This is a genomic window from Paenibacillus chitinolyticus, from assembly GCF_045038035.1.
GTDB classification, from domain to species: Bacteria; Bacillota; Bacilli; order Paenibacillales; family NBRC-103111; genus Paenibacillus_F; species Paenibacillus_F chitinolyticus_A.
Genome location: NZ_CP173427.1, coordinates 3,535,368 through 3,554,666, shown reverse-complemented (window position 1 = coordinate 3,554,666; position 19,299 = coordinate 3,535,368). Strand labels below are relative to the sequence as shown.

General features: G+C 55.1%; 19 protein-coding genes. 10 read left to right on the top strand and 9 right to left on the bottom strand.

Annotated elements, in window-relative coordinates; all coding sequences use genetic code 11:
* Positions 1 to 8 precede the first annotated feature (8 nt).
* The 4 genes from ACI48J_RS15765 (at position 9) to ACI48J_RS15750 (ending at position 3,691) form a co-directional block, all read left to right on the top strand.
* On the top strand, positions 9 to 962 hold the full coding sequence (locus tag ACI48J_RS15765) for an L-lactate dehydrogenase (RefSeq protein ID WP_405079172.1): 954 nt from the start codon (positions 9 to 11) through the stop codon (positions 960 to 962).
* A 196-nt stretch (positions 963 to 1,158) separates the two neighbouring features.
* A complete protein-coding gene (locus tag ACI48J_RS15760) occupies positions 1,159 to 1,935 on the top strand; it encodes a DeoR/GlpR family DNA-binding transcription regulator (RefSeq protein ID WP_405079171.1) in 777 nt (258 codons plus the stop codon).
* Positions 1,928 to 2,758 (top strand): HAD family hydrolase, encoded by an 831-nt coding sequence (locus ACI48J_RS15755; RefSeq protein ID WP_405079169.1) that lies wholly within the window; start codon positions 1,928 to 1,930, stop codon positions 2,756 to 2,758. Before ACI48J_RS15760 ends, ACI48J_RS15755 begins: the two co-directional genes overlap by 8 nt.
* Before the next feature lie 441 nt (positions 2,759 to 3,199).
* Positions 3,200 to 3,691: a cysteine dioxygenase family protein gene (locus ACI48J_RS15750; protein WP_326054428.1), complete on the top strand. Its 492-nt coding sequence runs from the start codon at positions 3,200 to 3,202 to the stop codon at positions 3,689 to 3,691.
* Between the two features lie 189 nt (positions 3,692 to 3,880).
* Here the strand turns inward: ACI48J_RS15750 and ACI48J_RS15745 are convergent, their stop codons facing one another.
* The gene (locus tag ACI48J_RS15745) at positions 3,881 to 4,531 is read right to left on the bottom strand and encodes a hypothetical protein (RefSeq protein WP_405079168.1); all 651 of its coding nucleotides are present in this window, start codon (positions 4,529 to 4,531) and stop codon (positions 3,881 to 3,883) included.
* Between the two features lie 83 nt (positions 4,532 to 4,614).
* Complete coding sequence (locus ACI48J_RS15740) at positions 4,615 to 5,484, bottom strand: cation diffusion facilitator family transporter (protein WP_405079167.1); 870 nt, start codon at positions 5,482 to 5,484, stop codon at positions 4,615 to 4,617.
* Between the two features lie 357 nt (positions 5,485 to 5,841).
* Between ACI48J_RS15740 and ACI48J_RS15735 the strand changes: the two genes are divergently transcribed.
* Positions 5,842 to 7,074 (top strand): WD40/YVTN/BNR-like repeat-containing protein, encoded by a 1,233-nt coding sequence (locus tag ACI48J_RS15735; protein ID WP_405079166.1) that lies wholly within the window; start codon positions 5,842 to 5,844, stop codon positions 7,072 to 7,074.
* Positions 7,075 to 7,155: 81 nt separating this feature from the next.
* Here ACI48J_RS15735 and ACI48J_RS15730 read toward each other — a convergent pair whose 3' ends face one another.
* Entirely contained in the window at positions 7,156 to 7,518 is a 363-nt protein-coding gene (locus tag ACI48J_RS15730) for a VOC family protein (protein ID WP_405079164.1), read from the bottom strand.
* Between the two features lie 299 nt (positions 7,519 to 7,817).
* On the opposite strand from ACI48J_RS15730, the gene ACI48J_RS15725 reads away from it, so the two are divergent.
* The 4 genes from ACI48J_RS15725 (at position 7,818) to pdxK (ending at position 11,572) form a co-directional block, all read left to right on the top strand.
* A complete protein-coding gene (locus tag ACI48J_RS15725; RefSeq protein ID WP_405079163.1) occupies positions 7,818 to 8,483 on the top strand; it encodes a DUF4309 domain-containing protein in 666 nt (221 codons plus the stop codon).
* A gap of 405 nt (positions 8,484 to 8,888) precedes the next feature.
* Positions 8,889 to 9,878: an L-glyceraldehyde 3-phosphate reductase gene (gene mgrA, locus ACI48J_RS15720; protein ID WP_405079162.1), complete on the top strand. Its 990-nt coding sequence runs from the start codon at positions 8,889 to 8,891 to the stop codon at positions 9,876 to 9,878.
* A 131-nt stretch (positions 9,879 to 10,009) separates the two neighbouring features.
* Positions 10,010 to 10,537, top strand: a complete 528-nt coding sequence (locus ACI48J_RS15715; RefSeq protein WP_405079161.1) for an ADP-heptose synthase — start codon at positions 10,010 to 10,012, stop codon at positions 10,535 to 10,537.
* A 222-nt stretch (positions 10,538 to 10,759) separates the two neighbouring features.
* Positions 10,760 to 11,572 (top strand): pyridoxine/pyridoxal/pyridoxamine kinase, encoded by an 813-nt coding sequence (gene pdxK, locus ACI48J_RS15710; RefSeq protein WP_405079160.1) that lies wholly within the window; start codon positions 10,760 to 10,762, stop codon positions 11,570 to 11,572.
* 100 nt (positions 11,573 to 11,672) lie between these two features.
* On the opposite strand, the gene ACI48J_RS15705 is transcribed toward pdxK, so the two are convergent.
* From ACI48J_RS15705 to ACI48J_RS15680, 6 genes are all read right to left on the bottom strand, one after another.
* Positions 11,673 to 12,815: a hypothetical protein gene (locus ACI48J_RS15705; protein WP_405079159.1), complete on the bottom strand. Its 1,143-nt coding sequence runs from the start codon at positions 12,813 to 12,815 to the stop codon at positions 11,673 to 11,675.
* 25 nt (positions 12,816 to 12,840) lie between these two features.
* Complete coding sequence (locus ACI48J_RS15700) at positions 12,841 to 13,377, bottom strand: NAD(P)H-dependent oxidoreductase (RefSeq protein ID WP_326057241.1); 537 nt, start codon at positions 13,375 to 13,377, stop codon at positions 12,841 to 12,843.
* A 46-nt stretch (positions 13,378 to 13,423) separates the two neighbouring features.
* The gene (locus tag ACI48J_RS15695) at positions 13,424 to 15,073 is read right to left on the bottom strand and encodes a DHA2 family efflux MFS transporter permease subunit (RefSeq protein ID WP_405079158.1); all 1,650 of its coding nucleotides are present in this window, start codon (positions 15,071 to 15,073) and stop codon (positions 13,424 to 13,426) included.
* A 14-nt stretch (positions 15,074 to 15,087) separates the two neighbouring features.
* Positions 15,088 to 15,738, bottom strand: a complete 651-nt coding sequence (locus ACI48J_RS15690; protein WP_009672433.1) for an efflux RND transporter periplasmic adaptor subunit — start codon at positions 15,736 to 15,738, stop codon at positions 15,088 to 15,090.
* 6 nt (positions 15,739 to 15,744) lie between these two features.
* Complete coding sequence (locus tag ACI48J_RS15685) at positions 15,745 to 16,185, bottom strand: MarR family winged helix-turn-helix transcriptional regulator (protein ID WP_405079156.1); 441 nt, start codon at positions 16,183 to 16,185, stop codon at positions 15,745 to 15,747.
* 244 nt (positions 16,186 to 16,429) lie between these two features.
* The gene (locus tag ACI48J_RS15680) at positions 16,430 to 18,307 is read right to left on the bottom strand and encodes an LTA synthase family protein (protein ID WP_405079155.1); all 1,878 of its coding nucleotides are present in this window, start codon (positions 18,305 to 18,307) and stop codon (positions 16,430 to 16,432) included.
* A 317-nt stretch (positions 18,308 to 18,624) separates the two neighbouring features.
* Here ACI48J_RS15680 and ACI48J_RS15675 point away from each other — a divergent pair, with 317 nt between their 5' ends.
* On the top strand, positions 18,625 to 19,299 hold the full coding sequence (locus tag ACI48J_RS15675; protein WP_405079153.1) for an SOS response-associated peptidase: 675 nt from the start codon (positions 18,625 to 18,627) through the stop codon (positions 19,297 to 19,299).

The following is a 19,299-nucleotide window of genomic DNA, read 5'->3' as shown; positions in this document are numbered from 1 at the left end:
TGGTTCTCGTGTCTACTAACGAATCGAACAACCGGGAAACATCTAAAAAATCACGTATCGTTGTCATCGGAACGGGTGCCGTAGGTTCCACAACGGCGTACACCCTGCTGCTCAGAGAGCGGATGTCCGAGCTTGTCCTCATCGATTATAATCACGCGAAAGCGAACGGGGACGCACTGGATATGAACCACGGCCTGCCGTTTACGGGCAGGGTAAAAGTATGGGCAGGGGACTATTCCGACTGTGAAGGCGCCGATATTATCATTATTTGTGCGGGCGTCGCGCAAAAGCAAGGGGAGACCCGTCTCGATCTGCTCAAGCGCAACGTCGACATTTTTAACGGCATCGTCGAGAATGTGACGAAGTACAACCAGACCGGCATTATTCTGGTGGCGACCAATCCGGTTGATATCATGTCTTATTTTACATGGAAAAAGTCCGAATGGCCCGTTAACCGTGTCATCGGCTCGGGGACTTTGCTGGACAGCGCGCGTTTCCGCTATTTGATCGGCGAGAAGCTTCAAGTGGACCCGCGCAGTATTCACGCGGCGATTATCGGGGAGCACGGAGACTCGGAAGTGCCTTTGTGGAGCTTGGCTAATTTTGCGGGACTGCCTCTCGAGCTGAATCAAGAGGACAAGGACGAAATTTTCCAGAATACGCGGGACGCGGCTTACCAGATTATTGAAGCGAAGGGATCGACGTATTACGCGATCGCTTTGGCGCTTGACCGGATCTGTACGGCGATTCTGCGCGATGAAGGCGCGGTGCTGAACGTATCGACGTTCGTCTCCAACTATCACGGAATGTCCGACGTGTATCTCGGGGTTCCGTGTATTGTGGACCGTACGGGCGTGCGGGAGGTCATTACGCTGCCTCTGAGCGATGAGGAAGAAGAGAAGCTCCGCAAATCGGGAGCCAAAATCCGGGAAATGATCGATTCGATTTCGGAACGCTTGTAGGCGGAGAGAGTAGAACAAGTATAGAGCGCATGTGAATAAAACGTTGAAAAAGCGGCTGGAAATCAGCCGCTTTTTTGTATGCTGTAAGCGTTTTTTAAGGGGACGTACGATTTAATTGACAAATTTACTTAACAAAACTTATAATTACTTATAAACAATTATCGTTTTGCATGAATTCACTTAAGGGTGTGCCGATATGTTTCAGGAAGAACGAATCGAAGCGATTATGGAATACTTAAGGGAACATCAGCGGATGGACGTCAAGGAAATCTGCGACAGATTTGACGTGTCGCGGGACACCGCCCGCAGAGATCTCGTTCGGATGGATGAGATCGGGCTAATTGTACGAACCCGCGGAGGCGCTATGCTCCCGACCCTTAACCGTGCGGTGACCGCTTATAAGGACCGGATGCAAAGGGCTCCGGACGAGAAGAGGCAGATCGGCCGGGAAGCCGCCAAGCTGATCCGCGACGGGCATTACCTGTTTCTCGACACGTCCACAACAGTTGCGACGGTCGCCGAGCACATTCGGACGACGGGCAACGTGATCGTGACGAATTCCATCGATATTGCGGCGAAACTGGCGGACAATAAAAGCTTGAAGGTGCATATGCTCGGCGGGCAGCTGGAACTGGAGCACCGGTATCTGTTCGGAGCGACCGCTCTGGCGCAGCTGGCGGATTACTACGTCGATACCCTCTTTCTCGGTGCCTGCGGAATCAGTCCGGACGGGTTGTCCTATCCGCATGAAGAGGACGGCTCCATCAAACGTGAAATGATCCGCAGAGCCGAGCGTGTCGTCGTTTTGGCGGACCATACGAAATTCGGCAAGCAGTTGTTTTATAAAGTTGCGGGTTTGGACGATCTGGATGTGATCGTGACGGACCGGGAACCGGAAGAAAGTATGCTCCGCCTGCTGGAAAGGCATGATGTGGAGCTGCTCATCGTAGAGGGGGACAATCAGCATGATTAAATTGATCGTAACGGATTTGGACGGTACACTCATGAATGCCGATCTGGAAGTTGCGGACACGGATGCCCGTATGCTGCGGGAAGCGGCCGGACAGGGCGTGCAGATCTGCATCGCATCGGGCCGGCTGTATCCCGATATCCGGAAGATTATGGACCGTGTAGGGGTCGAGGCATACGGCATCAGCCAGAACGGCTCCGCGGTTTACACCCGGGAAGGCGAGCAGCTGGATGCCTCGCATTTCCCGGCGGACCGCGCGTCCGACTTGTTCGAGATTGTCTCGAAGCGGGAAATCGTATTCTTCGTTTGCTGCTCGGACGAAACGATCCGCCTTCATAGAAGTACGGACGCTTCCCGGCCTTATGAAGAGCGCCAGCTCAGCCCCGTTCATCATCAGGCCGGTATCGGCCGGGAGATCCGCTCGGGGCAGGTGAAGCCCTGCAAATTTTCCCTGTTCGGCGATATGGAGAAGCTTCTGTCTTTTCGCGAGGAGCTGATGGAAAAATACGCGGGAAGCGTGGAAGCCGTCATTTCCGATCATGACTGTATGGACCTGATGCCGGCGGGGATTTCCAAAGGAACGGGCCTGGCCCGGCTGCTTAAAGAGCTGGGGTTGAAGCATGAAGAGGCCGCCTGCGTCGGCGATTCCTATAACGATCTGCCGATGTTCGCCCTGACGCCTCACAGCTTTGCGATGATGAAAAGCCGGGACGAGGTAAAGGCCGGAGCGGGTCATACGACTTCGTCGGTGGCGGAAGCGGTGACGGCCGTTCTGGAGCGCAACCGCAGCCGCCGCGGCAATGAGGCGGCGGAAACGCAGGTCTGACGGCCGGTCGGCCGAAGATCCCGGCTTTCGAAGCCAGCCCCGTCCGTTCCTGCAGCGGCAGGGACAGCCGGCGGTGTTCGTCAGCCGGAGCGGACCCGGCAGGAGCGTAATCCCACCCGCGGAAAGGAAGCTTTCCGGAGCGGGAGCGTGATCCTGCCGGGTCCGCAGGCGTTTTGCGGGAGTGCCCGCCCATGCGGGCTTACCCGGCGCGCAGTACCCTGTGCCCGGTGCGGCACGTTGACGGCCAACGACCACAACGCGAAAAAGGCCCGTCCGGGATATCCGGACGGGCCTTTTAACGAGGGGGAGTCCCCGCACGCCGGACTCCTTCTGAATATTCGGCTGCCGCAATCAGGCACCAACCCGCTGTTCAGCCCATATCCTGATATCAAATCCCGTTATTCATTCCATAAGAATACCTGATATACAGGAGGATGCGGCATGAATTTGCTTCAATCGATTGAACAATCGTTCGGCGGCTTAAAAAAACCGACGATGAACGAGCTGAGGGCCGGGCTGGAAGCCTTGTCTCTGACGAAGGACAAAATCGCCCCGCACGTTACCGAGCCGGAGCGGCTGGCCTACGGCCGGCATGTGCTGCTGCGGACTGCCGATGTGGAGGTCGTCGTGATCCATCTGCCGGGGCACAGCAAAACGGCTATTCACGATCACGGGTCTTCGATCGGCTGTGCCCGCATTATTGAAGGCGAGATGCTCAATGTATGGTACGAACTGGACCGGAGCGGATATCCCGAGCCTTTCATGGCGGCCCCCGTCGCCAGCGGGGAGTGTATGTATGCTCCGCGCGGGCAAATTCACGAAATGCGCAACGAACATGAGCAGCGGATTGTAAGCCTTCACGTGTATTCGCCTCCTTTAACGGGGACGAAAGCATACTTGCCCTACCGCGAGGTGCTCGATTTCGTGATCTGATGTATCTGATGTTCACGCGTTAATCTGCTCACCTGCCGGCCCGGCTGAATCCGAGGACAGGTGCGGCTCCTGCGGCAGCGGTTCTGAAAAAAAGATAAAAGCCCTGTTTCATCCAGGGCTTTTTGAGCTGCTTTCAAGCGGCCGGGCATACGCCGGGCCTTTATAACGACCACGCCGCGGCCAAAAACGCTACCCCGAAGATGCGGTCTTTTTCGGCTTTTTGGGAAAAATCACATACGACAACGTAATGGCGGCGTCAACGGTCAGGACGAGACTCCATACTTTCAATACGGATGCCGCTGTCTCATGCTTCACGATGCCGGCCAGGGCCAGGCGGAGCGCCAGCGGACCCGAAGGTTCGGGAGGGAGCGATTCCGCAGGGATAATTCCGTACATTACGACCAGGACGGCCGTAACGGCGGCGTAGAGAGCGAAATGAACGGAGAAGTTTTTCAGCTCGCGGCGTGTATGTGCGGCACCCGTTAATTTAAGCTCCGCGGGAGGAAGTTCGTTTTCCGGTATGCCCCGCCATTTGGCCGTCTTTCTGGCGATAAAGGCATCCAACTTGCGCAGATCGTTCCGTCCGAAGAACAGCGCGTAAGCGAGAAAGATCAGGATCACCAGCTGAAAGGTCTCGAATTGTCCGGTCCGTCTGTAATCCAAGTAACCGATGGCCGCCATCCACAAATCGCTCAACAGGAAAAGCAGGATAAACAGCTTGCTCAGCTTCCGGTAGTTCCAGACGTAGCGAAGAAGGAGAAAGCACGCGATGCTGCCCCAGAAAATCACTTCTCCTCCGATAAAGAACGCCCACTTGTACTGTAAAATAAAATCCAACACCCGACGATCACCTCTGCTTCATGTTTATGCTTGGAGAATAACATATGACGCAGCGTCAGGTTCAAGGGAAAATCGTCTACGTTTTACATCCGGGTCGGCTCGACGTGCACGTGCACATGACCGACTTTATGCTTGCGGAGCATTCGCTGTTCCACGTCCTCCGCGATATCGTGGCTTTGGGCGACGGTCAGCCGGTGATCCACGACGATCACGACGTCGAGAAGCACCTGATTGCCGTGAACGCGGGCTCTGACGTCTTCGATGGCTTCTACACCGGGTGTTCCGGCAATCGTCTGTTCATAGAGCGCCAGCTTCTTGTCGTCGAAGCCGTCCGTTAAGGCATGAGCGGCGTCGATGAATATGCCCCAGGCCGTTTTGCAGATCAGCAACGAGACGAGAACGGCGGCAACGGGATCGAGCCAGGGAAGCCCGAGCCTCGCACCGACAATGCCCGCAAATGCGGCCAGGCTGACGAAAGCGTCGGAACGGTTGTCGTAAGCGGCGGCCAGCAGCGCCTTGTTGTCGATCCTGCGGGCAAGCCGGATATTGTAGGCGTACACCCCGTACATAACCGCCGCGCACAGCAAAGCGACCCAAGCGGCAAGCAAGCCGGGGGCTTCCAGCTTCGGTCCCGTGAAAGAGCTTAGCGCCTGGATAAATACCTGAATGCCGACGGCAAACATGATGAAGGAAGCGATGAGCGCCGCGATGGTTTCGGCCCGGAAGTGGCCGTAAGGGTGATCGCTGTCAGGCGGTTTGCGGGAGATCCGCAGCCCGATGAGGACCGCTACGGAAGCGATCAGATCCGTGGCATTGTTGAGACCGTCGGCCGTGAGCGCTTCCGAGCCGGCCTTATATCCGATGCCGAGCTTAAGCACAGTCAGTGCGATATAGGCGACAATGGATGTCCAGGCACCCCGTTCGCCTTGTTTTAAGTCGTTGTATGCTTCCACTTGCGCTGCCTCCATTGCCCTGCTTTTGTTCTGGACTTCTATCGTACCGGACGATACCCTTGTGGGTCTAGAGAAACAGTGTTGACCCCCGGCTGAAAACATGGGCCGGGTCCACTATGTTGGCGCCGGACAACTTTCGGAGAGAGAAAAAAGGAGCCCTGTTCAGGCGCTGATCCGCCGGGGGGTGGAATGAAAGCGAAAAATTCTTTACAATAGAGTGAGGTATTTAACCCCGCGAAATTTTAGGTAGGGATGTTATCCATAGAAAGAGCGCCGTTTGCCGGCAAAACGGCATACAAACAGGCACACCGACAAGATTATACAAGGGTTATATTTGACCGGTTAGGAGGTATCAGCATGATTCGCAGAAGCACCCTGCTCCTGATAGGCCTGCTGCTTGCAGGAATGTTAAGCGGCTGCCTGAGTACTGGCTCCAACGAGGCCGGGGCGCCTCAGGCGCCGGAACCTACGGTGACTCCCGAACCGCAGCCGACGGTAAAACCGGGAGCGGACACCAAGAAAGATACGCCTTCCGAGTTTCAGATCCAGACGAGGCTGCTCGATTTTCATCTGATCGATGAAAAGACGGGCTACGCCTGGGGCGTGACGAATCAGTCTTTGCGTATGTACCGGACGCTGGACGGCGGGCAGACCTGGCAGAACGTATCTCCGCCGTCAGCCGGTAATTTTAAATTTTCACCGGGCTACGGACAAGCGATATCTTTCCTCGACAAGCAGAGAGGATGGATCGTCCGCAGCGATCTGGAGGGCAAACAGACGACAATCTGGCAGACGGAGAACGGGGGAGGAAGCTGGAAGGCCGTGGATCTGCCCGAACAGATGAATCCCGTCGTGCTGGATTTTCAGACGCCGCAGAACGGCTGGATGCTCAGCATCACGGACCCGTCCAAGGCGGCCTCCGGCCACATCCTTTACTCCACCTCCAACGGAGGATCGACCTGGCAGCGGACCGCCGATGCCCAGCTTCCCCAGGAAGGAACCATTACCGGGCTGACTTTTCAGAATCTGCGGACAGGCTGGCTCTCCATGGAAGTGAAAGGACAGCCGAAAATGTACCGGAGCGAGGACGGCGGGCGGACCTGGAAGGAGAGCAAGGTGATCGCCGCAGCCCGGAGCAGCGAAGCTTGCGAGGTTGTGGACGTGCTGCAGCCGGTATTCTTCGGATCGGACCGCAGCAAAGGCTGGATTCCGTTCAGCTGCCCGAGCAGCGAGGCGGATCAGTTCCACGGCTTGTTCACGGAGGACGGGGGCGTCAACTGGAATTACGCGCCTTTCAAAGTCGGTACCGACAAAGAGTCCAACGCGTTCACCCTGCCTTTTTTCCTGAGCGAGACCGACGGGTGGTACCTGGATAAGAATATCGTCTACCATTCGGCCGACAAAGGTAAAACGTGGGCGCCGCTGAACGAGGATAAAATTTTGTCTAGAACGTGGAGCAAATACCCGCAATTGACGCAGCTCCAATTTATTTCGGAAAATGTGGGCTGGATTCTTCTCGAAACGAAGGATCAGAAGAGGTCTGTTCTCGTACAGACCAAAGACGGCGGTAAATCATGGTCCGTTTTATAAAAAAAGGTACAAAAACACCCGTCCGTAAAGGCGGGTGTTTTTTTGTGCTGTTGACTGGTTCAATCGGATTTTGCTGAAATCCTATTGTTTCAGCAAAAATTCGTTTCCGTCGATATCCTCGAAACGCGCATAGGTACCCCAAGGCATCTGATTGGGCGCTTCGAGAAAACGGACACCGTTGGCGGACAACGTCTTGTAGGTTTCCTGAATATCGTCGCACTCGAAAACGACGGCGGCTTTCTGCTCTTCCCACCCCGGCATGATGGCCTTGGGATAAAGCACGAGTCGTGTCTGGGCGCCGGGAGGCGCTACTTCTATCCAGGACGCATCAGGCCCCATCGGATGGTTGGCCACTTCGGCGAACCCGGCCCGCTCCGTCCAAAATTTGAGGGATGCCTGCTGGTCATCCACATAAACCGCAATCGTGCCCGCTTGTTTGATCATGGTTGTCCTCCTGGAGTATAATCGACATAGGATCTGGATGGTGTATCCAGCCTTTAGTATAGTCAAGCTCCCGTCCGAGATCAAATCGGCAGGGACAACGAAAGCCTGCGAAACCGGCCGAAACGGACCCCGAACTGAACCTGACCCGGACCCGGCGAACGGCAAATCGTTTGGCCAGCCTTAAACCGATTCGGCTAACCGTAACGCGAACCCGGACATCGTCAGATCCGCCGTTCGCAGCCCAGAAAAGAAAGGGGAGCGCAGACTCCCTGAAACCGATCCGAGGAGTGATTGAAGCCATGAACTCAAGCTTATCGCACAAAAGCCGCATGCTGATGATGGCAGTCGTCGTGTCCCTGCCGCTTGCCCTGGCGGCATGCGGTTCGGACTCGAAAGCCGTGCCCAGTCCTACGGCCGCGCCAACCGTATCCGCCGCACCGACTCCGTCCGCAAGTCCGAGCGGGAGCCCGGAACCGAGCGCAACGCCGGCTCCGTCTGCCAAGCCGGGTGAAGCGGGTTCGACCGGTTCCGATAAAGCGGCCCAAGTTAAAGGGATAATGGAGCTGGCGCGCAAAGGTCGGATTGCGGGAGTGGAATATGCCGCTCACACGGGACTTATTGACGACGTGGAGAAGAAATGGGGCAAGCCCGACAAGCAGGAATCCGCGGGAAAAGGCCAGTATGCGACCTATTCGAAGCGTGGGGTGGCCTTCGGCTTTAACAAAGGGATGCTGATCTTCGATGTCCGCTCCTATGACAAAGCTCTGCAGCAGCTTGCTCTAGCGGATATCAAACAGACGCTCGGCGAGCCTGCGGAAGTAACGGTCAACGGCGGCGACACGATTTATACGTACGGAGCCGGAAGCCAGTATCAGCTGAAATTCGTTATCCCGAAATCGACCGGCAAGGTGGATCACATCTCGGTATACAGTCCCGAGGATACCAAAAATCTGATGGCCGGATAAAAGTTAGGCAGTTTCCGTAAGGGAACTGCTTTTTTATTTTCTTACCTGATTTATATAAAGCGCTTCGGCAGGTAAATGAAGTTTGCGGGCGAATTTCATTGTACAGAGCCTGTACCGAGGGTGTCCGTTATGATCCGGATCCGGCATCGCCGGCCTGGGACCGGGTACACCCAAATCTGCCGGGTCAGATGGCTATCGCTTGCGCCTTTCTTCATGCAATCGGTTTCAATTGGGAACAAAGGAACAGAGGAACAGAGGAACACAGAAACGCAAAAACGCAGGGAATACCATTAACGTAAATGTCCGTGCGTAGGCTTGGATGTAAAGGCTTTTCTGCGGAGCTCCGCAAAAGTTCCGCCGTAGCTGAGTCATTTTTATTACTAATCTTCGGAGGTGCTGTTATTCATGCATTATTTGGCGGATAAGGATCGCTACGGTTCTATGATTTACAATCGGGTAGGCCGCTCCGGCTTGAAGCTGCCGGTCATTTCACTGGGCCTTTGGCACAATTTCGGCGGGGCGGATTCATACGAGAACGGCCGCGCGATGATCAGAAAAGCGTTTGATCTGGGAATTACTCATTTCGATCTCGCGAACAACTACGGGCCCCCGCCGGGTTCGGCGGAAGAGAATTTCGGCCGCATTCTGAAAACGGACCTTGCGCTTTACCGGGACGAACTTATTATTTCTTCGAAGGCCGGATATCATATGTGGGAAGGTCCCTACGGGGAGTGGGGATCGCGCAAAAATCTGACGGCAAGTCTGGATCAGAGTCTGAAACGGATGGGGCTCGATTATGTGGATATTTTTTATTCCCACCGGTTCGATCCCGAAACGCCGCTCGAAGAAACGATGATGGCGCTGGATTCGATAGTCAGACAAGGCAAAGCGCTCTATGTCGGCGTGTCCAATTATACGGCGGACCAGACGGCCGATGCGGTCCGTATTCTGAAGGAGCTCGGCACGCCGCTGCTCATTCATCAGCCGTCGTATTCGATGTTCAACCGGTGGATCGAAAACGGCCTGCAGGATGTGCTGCGGGAGAACGGCGTCGGAAGCATCGCGTACTGTCCTCTGGCGCAAGGGCTGCTCACGGCCAAATATCTGGGCGGAATCCCGGCGGATTCCCGTGCGGCCAAACCGTCGGTCTTCCTGCAGGAGGAAGACGTGACAGACGAGAAGCTGAAGCAAATCCGGAGGCTGAACGAGCTGGCCGGCGACCGCAAACAGACCCTGGCGCAGATGGCGCTTGCCTGGGTGCTGAGAGAGGGACGTCTGACCTCGGCGCTGATCGGCGCAAGCCGGCCGGGCCAGATCGAAGAGAATGCGGCCGTTATCTCCAATCTCGGCTTTTCCGGAGACGAGCTGGACTTGATCGAATCCGTGCTGGCCTGAAAAGAGAACTTCTCCTTACCGTATCCCCGGCGGGACAAAATATTCCCATAACGCTGGAAGGACCCTACAGGAAGTGTTATGATGGTAGTTGACTATTTTGGCTGTGCCGATTTACAAAGGGGGAAGAAACGATGGGCCGACGCTTTATTATCGAGTCCGTCCTGGTTGCCATATATGGACAACTGCTGGTGCCCGGGCGTCCGGTAGAGTATATTCTGCCTTACTCCACCGTTGCCGAGTTGTACGAGTTGAAGGACAGCCCGGAGCCGGTTATGCCCGATCCGCAGGAGGACGCGCATGTAAAAGAGATGATCGGAGAGCTGATCACTTTCTTCGAGGATCCGCTGAACAAGAAAAAAATCGAACGGGCCTTGACCGTTCCGTGGCGTAAAAGCCCGCCGATCCTCGTGAACGATATGGTATCCTTCACGGTTATTAATTCCGTGGACAACGCTCATTACGGGGAATCGTTCGATCCGGTGGAAACCGAACTGATTTTGACCGCCTTGCACGAAAAGGTGCCTATGCTGACCGATCAGGTCGAGCTGGTGGAAAAAATCATTCAGGCCGAAATTCCGGTGCAGATTTACGATGTGGACGATTTCGAGTTTGCGGTGGAAGAGGGCATATCCACGGACGATTTCAAAAATTTGCTGTAAGGTGTCCCGTTCAAGGTACGCTGTTACGCGAAAGACCGCCGAAAGGCGGTTTTTTCGTTTCGGTTAGGACGGCAGCAACTGGCGATTCCCGCAGTTTCACGGGCATATTGCACATTTTCACACCGTGCCGTAGGATAGAGAGTAGACGATTTTCGAGTTGGATCGTTACAAAACCTCACCCGGATTCGACAACGAAGACCTTATCGCAAGGAGGACAAGACTATGTACAAAGCATTAACGATTGCGGGTTCCGATACCAGCGGAGGAGCCGGCATTCAAGCCGACCTGAAAACATTCCAGGAGCGCGGCGTATACGGAATGACCGCCCTGACCACGATTGTCACGATGGAGCCGCACAACGGCTGGGCCCATCAGGTTTTCCCGATTTCCACCGAGGTGCTTGCGCCGCAGCTGGAGACGGTTCTTCACGGAGTCGGCGTGGATGCCATGAAAACAGGCATGCTCGGCTCGGTTGAGATCATCGAGCTCGTAGGCCATACTATTGACCGGGAGAACGTCGGAAACGTTGTGATTGACCCGGTTATGGTCTGCAAAGGCAATGACGAGGCGCTTCATCCCGAGACGACCGTCAGCCTGCGCGACGTTCTGGTGCCGCGTTCCACAATCGTGACGCCGAACTTGTTCGAAGCGGCTCAGCTTAGCGGACACGCTCCTCTGCGCACCGTAGAAGATATGAAGGAAGCGGCTGCGGCGATCAAGAAGCTCGGCGCCAAATATGTGCTCGTTAAAGGGGGCGGCAAGCTGCAGCACGACAAAGCGGTCGACGTTCTGTTCGACGGCGAAACGTTCGAGCTGCTGGAGTCCGACCGCATCGAAACGACGAATACGCACGGCGCAGGCTGCACGTATTCGGCGGCGATTACGGCGGAGCTGGCCAAAGGCAAATCCGTGAGAGAAGCGGTTCGCACGGCGAAAGCTTTCATCACCGAAGCGATCCGTCATTCGTTCCCGCTGAACCAGTACGTAGGCCCGACGCTTCATTCGGCGTACCGTGTGTACGGCGGCGGAAACTGAGGAGTTTTTCCTCGTTAAGGACTCACTTGCAACGAACAAAAACCCGCATGCGGAGAAAATCTCCGTATGCGGGTTTTTGTTCGTTTACTGGGTCAAGGCCTTACTTGCGGTTATCCGTGCCGCCGTTTCCGGCGTTGTTTGCCGCTTCACGGAACATATCCCGGAGCGTGTCCCGGTATTTCCGGTCGTCGTACTTCTCGTCTTTCGGCGGTTCCGGCACGGTTTCCGGCTCCGGTTCGGGACGGAGTCCGCGGCGAAGCGCGTCGCGGTAGTCCATGTCCGAATGGACGCCGACGTCTTCACCGGCTGCTCCGGACCTTGCGGCCGAGGCAGCGGGAGCCGCCGCCGGCGTTTCGGCGGCATGCGGAGCGGGAACGCCCGACGGCGCTCGATCCGCTGCCGGGGCGCTGCCGGCTGCGGCCGCAGGGACGGACGGCGCCGGGCGTTCCGCAGGCGTTTCGTCCGCCCGAGGGCTGGCTGCGCCGTCCGCGTGCAGCGGTTCGGAGCTGCGCTTCCGGTCCGCGAATGGGTGCAGCTGCAGCCGCGGCTCGGCGGAAGCTGCGCTTTCCGCGGCGCTGCTTCCCGCGGCGTCCGCCGGGGCAAGCGCTCCGGCTGCGGACGGCTCGGCCGCTTCATGCGGCGGCTCCGCCGGCAGCGGGGCCTCGGCACGGCGAGTCTGCGCCGCCGGACTGATGCTGCTGCCGCGCAGCGAAGCTTTGCGGCCGTGCGTGTGGCCCGCGTGCCGCTGGCTGCGCGGAGGCAGCTCCGGCTCGGCATCCGGCTGCGCGAGCGGCGGGACGGCCTCCTCGGCCGCAGGGGCGAAGCGTGCTTCCTCCTGCTCTACAGGAGCAGAAGCGGAAGCGGCAGCCGTGCCCGGACGTGCAGGGGCGGCATCCGGCTCCCCGGAAGAAGCGCTCGGAACGGTCGGTTCCGGTGCGCGCTGTTCTTCCAGGCTACCGGGATTCGTGCCTGCAAGGGCCGTGTCCGTAAGGTCCAGAGCGGGAGCGGCTGCAGGTGCGGCGGCTCTTGTTCCGACATTTGCGGAAGGAACTTCTCCATGCGGCTCGGCGGTTTCGGGAGCGTGTCCGTCCGTTAAGTTGTTGACCCGGCTGCCGGAAACGGGCTCTTCGGCCGGTTTCTCCGGCTTCTGGCTTTGTGCCGACTTGCGGAACAATTTCAGGTTAACCGGGATGAGCACCAGAAGGCCGATGACCACAATGGCCAGAAAATAAAATAAGTCCAACGGGTATCATCCTTTCCTTAACGCTTTAGGCTAGCTTTCGGGCGATATCGGCAACCCGTTTGCCCAGGGCGCGTCCCAGAGCCAGATCCGATTCGGTCGGCAGGTTGGGGGGAGCATCCTTGGACGCCTCGACCGGACAAGTGATACCGACGCCGTAATAGGAGCCGTAAAGCACATTTTCCGGTACGTTGCTCGGCAGGCCGACGATGATCATGCCGTTGTGGAGCATCGGAGTGATCAAATTCCACAGCGTCATTTCAATGCCGCCGTGAACGGTAGCCGTCGTACAGAACGCCGCGCCGACTTTTCCGATGAGCTCGCCTTTGGCCCACATGTAGCCGAGCTTGTCGATCCAGCTCTTGAGCCCGGAGCTGATCGTGCCGAAATGGCCCGGACAGCCCCAGATGATCGCATCCACATCTTCCAGCTCGCTGATTTGCGCTTCGTTGACGTGGCGGAGCAGAACCTCGGCCTCGGGATGGGCTGCGGCGCCTTCCGCGATGGAGCGGGCGAGAGCTTCCGTATGGCCGCTTTCGCTGTCGTAAACTACGTAAATTTTCATAATAGACTTCCTTTCCTGACAGGGGTCAAATGAGAAAGCGCGGATGTTATACCCGCGCTGTTTGTCCTCTCGAATCCGTCAATTCAATCGGTTCTGCCGGCTTTTCGGCCAATTTTTTCTTGGCGGATTTGCCGTGAGCGACGCGGCGGAAGAAGAAGGAGACAACCAATGCGACAATCGTTAGTCCGGTTGCGACGACGAAGGCGTCATTGATACCTTGAATCGTCGATTGCTTCGTCACGATCCCGTACAGCATCTGGCTGGCATACGCTTTGCCTGCCGCAAGGGACTGGCCCATCTGCTGGGCGAATGCCGCGCCCATGCTTTCCAGCCCGGACGGATTGTAATTCGGGTTGGATAAAGACAGGTCGTTGGCATATTGCCCGACATGATAGGTTGTGCGATTTGTCATGATGGTAACCAGAATCGCCGTACCGATGGAAGAAGCAATCTGGCGCGCCGTGTTGGAAGCCGCCGTGCCGTGGCTGGCCAGCTCTCTGGGCAGTTGGTTGAGCCCGGTCGTCATGATCGTCATCGCAATGAACGACATGCCGAACATACGGATGGTGTACAGCCACATCAGGGTCGAATAGGTCGTATCCGCCGTAAGATGAGCGAACTGCCAGGTTGTGACGGCCGTGATGGTAAGACCGATGAAGGCGAGCGGCTTAATGCCGAACCGGTCGAACAAGGCGCCGGAAATCGGCGACATGATCCCCATCAGGAGCGCGCCGGGCAGCATAAGCAGACCCGCTTCCATCGGGCTGTACCCGCGGATGTTCTGGACATAGATCGGAACGAGGATAGACGCCCCGAACATGGCCATGTTCACGATACAGCTGACCACGGTACTAAGGGAAAACATGTTGTACTTGAAAACCCGCAGATTCAGAAGCGGGTTTTTGGCGGTCAGCTCGCGCACGATGAACAGGGCGATAAAGACGACGCCGATAATGATGGTCGAGACGACCGGTACGGAATCCCAGCCCTTGCTGCCGGCTTCACTGATGCCGTACAGGAGCGAGCCGAAGCCGATCGTCGACGTAACGAATCCGAGGAAGTCGAATACGGGCTTCGTTACTTTCGTGACGTTTTTCAGCACAAGGAAAGCAAAAATAATATCGACGATGGCAATCGGCATGGCGACATAGAACAGGATTCTCCACGTCCAGTGCTGGATAATCCAGCCCGACAGAGTGGGGCCGACAGCCGGAGCGAAGAACATGGCGATCCCGATCATCCCCATGGCGCGTCCCCTTACCTGCGGGGGATAGATGTTCAGAATAACGGTCATCATGAGCGGCATAATAATACCGGCGCCCGCGCCCTGTACGATACGGCCGACCATCATAATGGTGAAGTTCGGCGCCATGCCGCATATCAAACTGCCGACGGTGAAAGAAATCATCGCGGAGATGAACAGCTGCCGGGTCGTAAACGTACCGATCAGGAATGCGGAAATCGGAATAATAATCCCGTTAATCAGCATGTAACCGGTGGACAGCCATTGAATGGTGTCCGCAGACGCGTTGAAATCATTCATCAAATGGGGCAGGGCCACATTGAGAAGCGTCTGATTAAGAATGGTAACGAAGGCACCCAGAATTAAAACGAGAAGCACCGTACCACGATGCTTCGTCATGTCCTCTTCGGGTTCTTTCTCCTTGTAGACAACTAATGCTTTTGTTTCAGACATTCCTTAATCGCTCCTTACTTGTGGATGCGGACCTCGGCGCTCATACCGGGTACGAGTGCAACCCCTTGATTATCGGTCAGCATGATTTTAACCGGGACAACTTGAGTGACTTTCGTATAGTTCGCGTTGCTGTTGCTTTGCGGAAGCATGGAGAAGGTACCGGCAGTAGCCTGGCCGATCTGATTCACCGTTCCGGTCAGCGTATTGTTCGGGAAAGCATCGACATAGATATCGACGGTCTGGCCGACTTTCACGTTTTTGAGCTGCGTTTCTTCAATGTTGGCATTTACGAAAAGGCTGCCCATGTTGTAGGCATAACCGAGCGGCGTGCCGGGAGCAACGGTTTCGTTGTCATAAGCGCTTGTCTGTACGACAGTGCCGTCGGCAGGCATAGACACGTTCACGGCGGTAGTTCCTTGAGCTCCGGCCGTTTGAACGGTACCGATCACGTCGCCGGCTTTAAACACTTGGCCGACTTTTCCCTTCCAATCCTCAAGTTTGCCTGTGGCGGGAGCTGTAATCAGCATCTGCTGCCCGGCGATTTGCGCATTTTCGGTTTTGATATAAGTGGTCGACTGATTATAGAAATAATAGCCGGTAACAGCGGCGACAATTAAAACAATAATGACAACTACGTTCGTGATAACGATTCTGGTGTAACCCATCTTACTTTATTCCTCCTTGGCGTTTAGCCGATCTAAAATTTTTTGGTGCGTGTCCAGCATGCTTTGAAGCTCCTGAGGCGGGACTTCCAAGATTCGCACAAGCTGTTTATAAAGATGCGAATCTTCATTCATTGACAGCCTTACCTTCTCCGTACCTCTATCGGTCAAGTTTAATTTGACGTTCCGGCGGTCTTCGTCGCTGCGGATCCGATTCACAAGTCCCATCCCGACCAATTGTTCGATAGCGACACTGACCGAGCTGTTCGTCTGCTGCATACGCTCGGCCAACTCCGTCATATTGGTGCCGGGACAATTTTTCAGGAGCCGGAGAATCGTGAACTGCACATGGGATAACCCCATCGCTTCCGCATTCGTGCGAAGGATACGCTTGATCGTCTGATTAACTTCACGAAAAGAAGTATAGATGGGGTAAAGCGGGCTCTCCATGCTCTCGCCTCCTATCATTGCACTGTTTAATGATTCACAAGTGAAACATTTGATAGTAAATATTATGCTACGGAATAAATAACATGTCAAACAAATGAAACCGGAAGATTCTCCACATCTATCCAATCGCGCCGAGACCGTCTTCCGGGCCCAAAAAGAAAGAAGGCCGACGCCCTTGGAGGGCGCCGCCTTCTTGTACAGGTGCTTTACGGGATGTCCCGGCTCCTGTTACCATAACGAACCTTTATTTGCGGACGGGAAGCAGCTTCACATATTCATCGGATAGCTGCATCAGGTCCATGATGTAGTCGTAATCTTTGCGGTACTGGCTGATATCAGCCACGGGCTTGTGCGTTTTGAGCGAGACCGCGGTCCCGTCGTCGAAGCCTTCGCCCGGTACGAATAAAACATCGTTGTTGACGAAGGAGCCGGTCGGCAGGTAGTACCGGATTCCGGAAACGTTCTTCGTCACGTTGAGCAAATCGTGCCCGAACGGAACAATGCCTGCTTCCTCCAGACGGATGCCGAGCAGATTGGCTACGGTCGGCATAATATCCAGCTGGCCGCCGGCGGTCTCGATCTGCTTGCCTTCCTGCTGGGAAGGGGCGTGGATAATGAGCGGGATATTGTAGCGGGAAATTTGCTCATGGTAGTCGATTCCGAGCGCTTCGCTGACCATCTTCGGATCGTTGTCCTGCGGCTGCAGACCGAAATGGTCCCCGTACAGGACAAGAATCGTGTTGTCCCACATGCCGTTCTCTTTGAGCTGATCGATCAGGGTTCCGAGGGCATAGTCCGTATAATGGACGGCTTCCAGATAGTCACCGAGCTGTTTTCCCTTTATGTTCTCCGGCAGATCCAGCTTCTGTTTATCCGCGGGTATTTTGAACGGATGGTGGCTGGAGGCCGAAATAAACTGGGCGTAGAACGGCTGATTTTCATTCTTCAGCTCGACGAGCCGTTTCATGCCGGTCCGGTACAGCTCTTCGTCCGATGCGCCGAAGGCATTGAAATTATCGTTCGTGAAGGACGGCTTGTCGAAATACTGTTTAAATCCGAGTGCGGGATACATTTTGTCCCGGTCCCAAAATTTAACGTCATTCACGTGAAACGTATTCGTTTCGTATTGGAGGGCGTTAAGCGCTCTCGGCAGACCGGGCAGTTCGCGGTTGTTGAAGCCGCTGGACATGGCCACGGTTGCGGTCGGGTATATGGACGTATTGGAAATAAACTCGGCGTCCGAGGTGTTGCCCTGCCCGACCTGCTGGAAGAAGTTGTTGAAATAGAAGCTGGACTTGAGCAGCTCATTCATATTCGGCGTGAGGGTCTGGCCGTTCACTTCCAGATTGATCGGGAAGTTCTGGAACGCTTCCAGCTGGACCACGATCACGTTTTTCCCTTTTTCGGTGCCGAAATAATTAGGCGCCGCACCTTGCGCCAATGGGGCGCTGCGAGGGAAGGAGGCTTCCAGCTCCGTCAGATTTTGTTTCACCTCGGAAATGTCCGCGTAATTGGTTCTGTTGGCGCGGAGCCCGTCAAACAAAGAAACGGCCTGATAAGCGAAGAAGCCGAGTTGTTCTCCTTTTTTCAGTTCGTTTTTCGTGCCGGAAGCGGCGGCTATGGAACTCGAGGCCAGCAGCACGCTGACGATCATGAGAGCATAAGTAACCGGCGTCGGAAGCCGGAAAGGCACGTGGGTTCTTTTCGTTTTTTTACGCACGACGAGTTTGAACACCAGAACAACAAGAATATCCGCGAAGAACAAGAGGTCCTCCGGTCTCATAATCGAACGTACGGATGAAGAAACTTGTCCCACTTGATTAAGCTGCTTCAACGTTGTGTAGATGGGGACTGTTCCAAAGTTTTGAAAGTAAATAGCGGATCCGAGCAATGCCAAACTGACCAAGATGTTGAAAATCCAAAAAAGTGCTGTTTTAACACGCCCGGGCCGGAAAAGCTCGATTAGACAGGCTGCTACCATCACATCGAAGGCGTCTATCAAAATTTTGTCCAGAGTCAGTTTGTCATAGACCAAGATCCGGAACAGTGCCATCTTGGCAAGCAGCAGCACGATCGTCCAAACAAACATGCTTTTATACCATTCTTTCCATCGAATGCTCATGCAATAGGCTCCTTTCCTTTCGATCTATACTTTTATACAAGAAAAATATTAAGGAATTATGAACGAGACCCTTTTCATGTAAATCCAAATCGTGGATATAAGACATTAATTGATACAATACCCATTGATATCTAAAAAGACTATTTATTAACAAGGGAACGACATACCCTATATTCTTCTGGACTATTGTACCCCAAAAATGAGGATTGACCAATTTTTTTGTCTGAAAATGTCGGTAAATGTCTAAAAAAGGAAGTTTAATTAGAATATATTTCCTGAGACGCGGCACAATAATGCACATAAGGATGGTGAGTTCTATGTGCAAACAATATTCGCTGACGGCCGAGTTAGCCGAGATTCAGAACCGGTTCCAAGTGGACAAGATAGCGGTTCCGTACAAAGCCCGGTATAACATCTCGCCTAGACAGCATGTGCCTGTAATCGTTTCTGTAAACGGGGAGTTTGTGTTGGATGAATACCGGTGGGGGTTCGTACCATTTTGGGCGAGAGATGCGGTTAATGCGGACGGGATGTCGGTTCACCAGGACCCCGCTTACCGTAAAATTTTTATGCGCCAGCGCTGTATCGTTCCGTGCTCGGGTTTTTATTACTGGAAGACGGAAGGGAAGAAAAGCTTTCCCGTTCGCGTGGTGCCGCGGAGTCGTGAAGTTTTCGGCATCGCCGGTTTGTACGATGTATGGAGCGACCCGAGAGGGAAAGAGCTTCGGACCTGTACGCTGCTGATGACCGAATCGAACTCGCTGATCACTTCTTTCCATAACCAGATGCCGGTTATTTTGAATCAGCATTCGATCGGAGAGTGGATGTCGCAGGGGGCGATGGATACCGACCGGCTGATCCCGCTGCTCAAGCCTTTTCCGGCCGAAGCGATGGAAGCCTATCCCGTCACGCCCGCCATTTCCAACCTGGAGCTGGACGAATCGCATTGTATAGAAGAGATGAATTTAAAAGTCGCCTGGATCAAAGAGTGA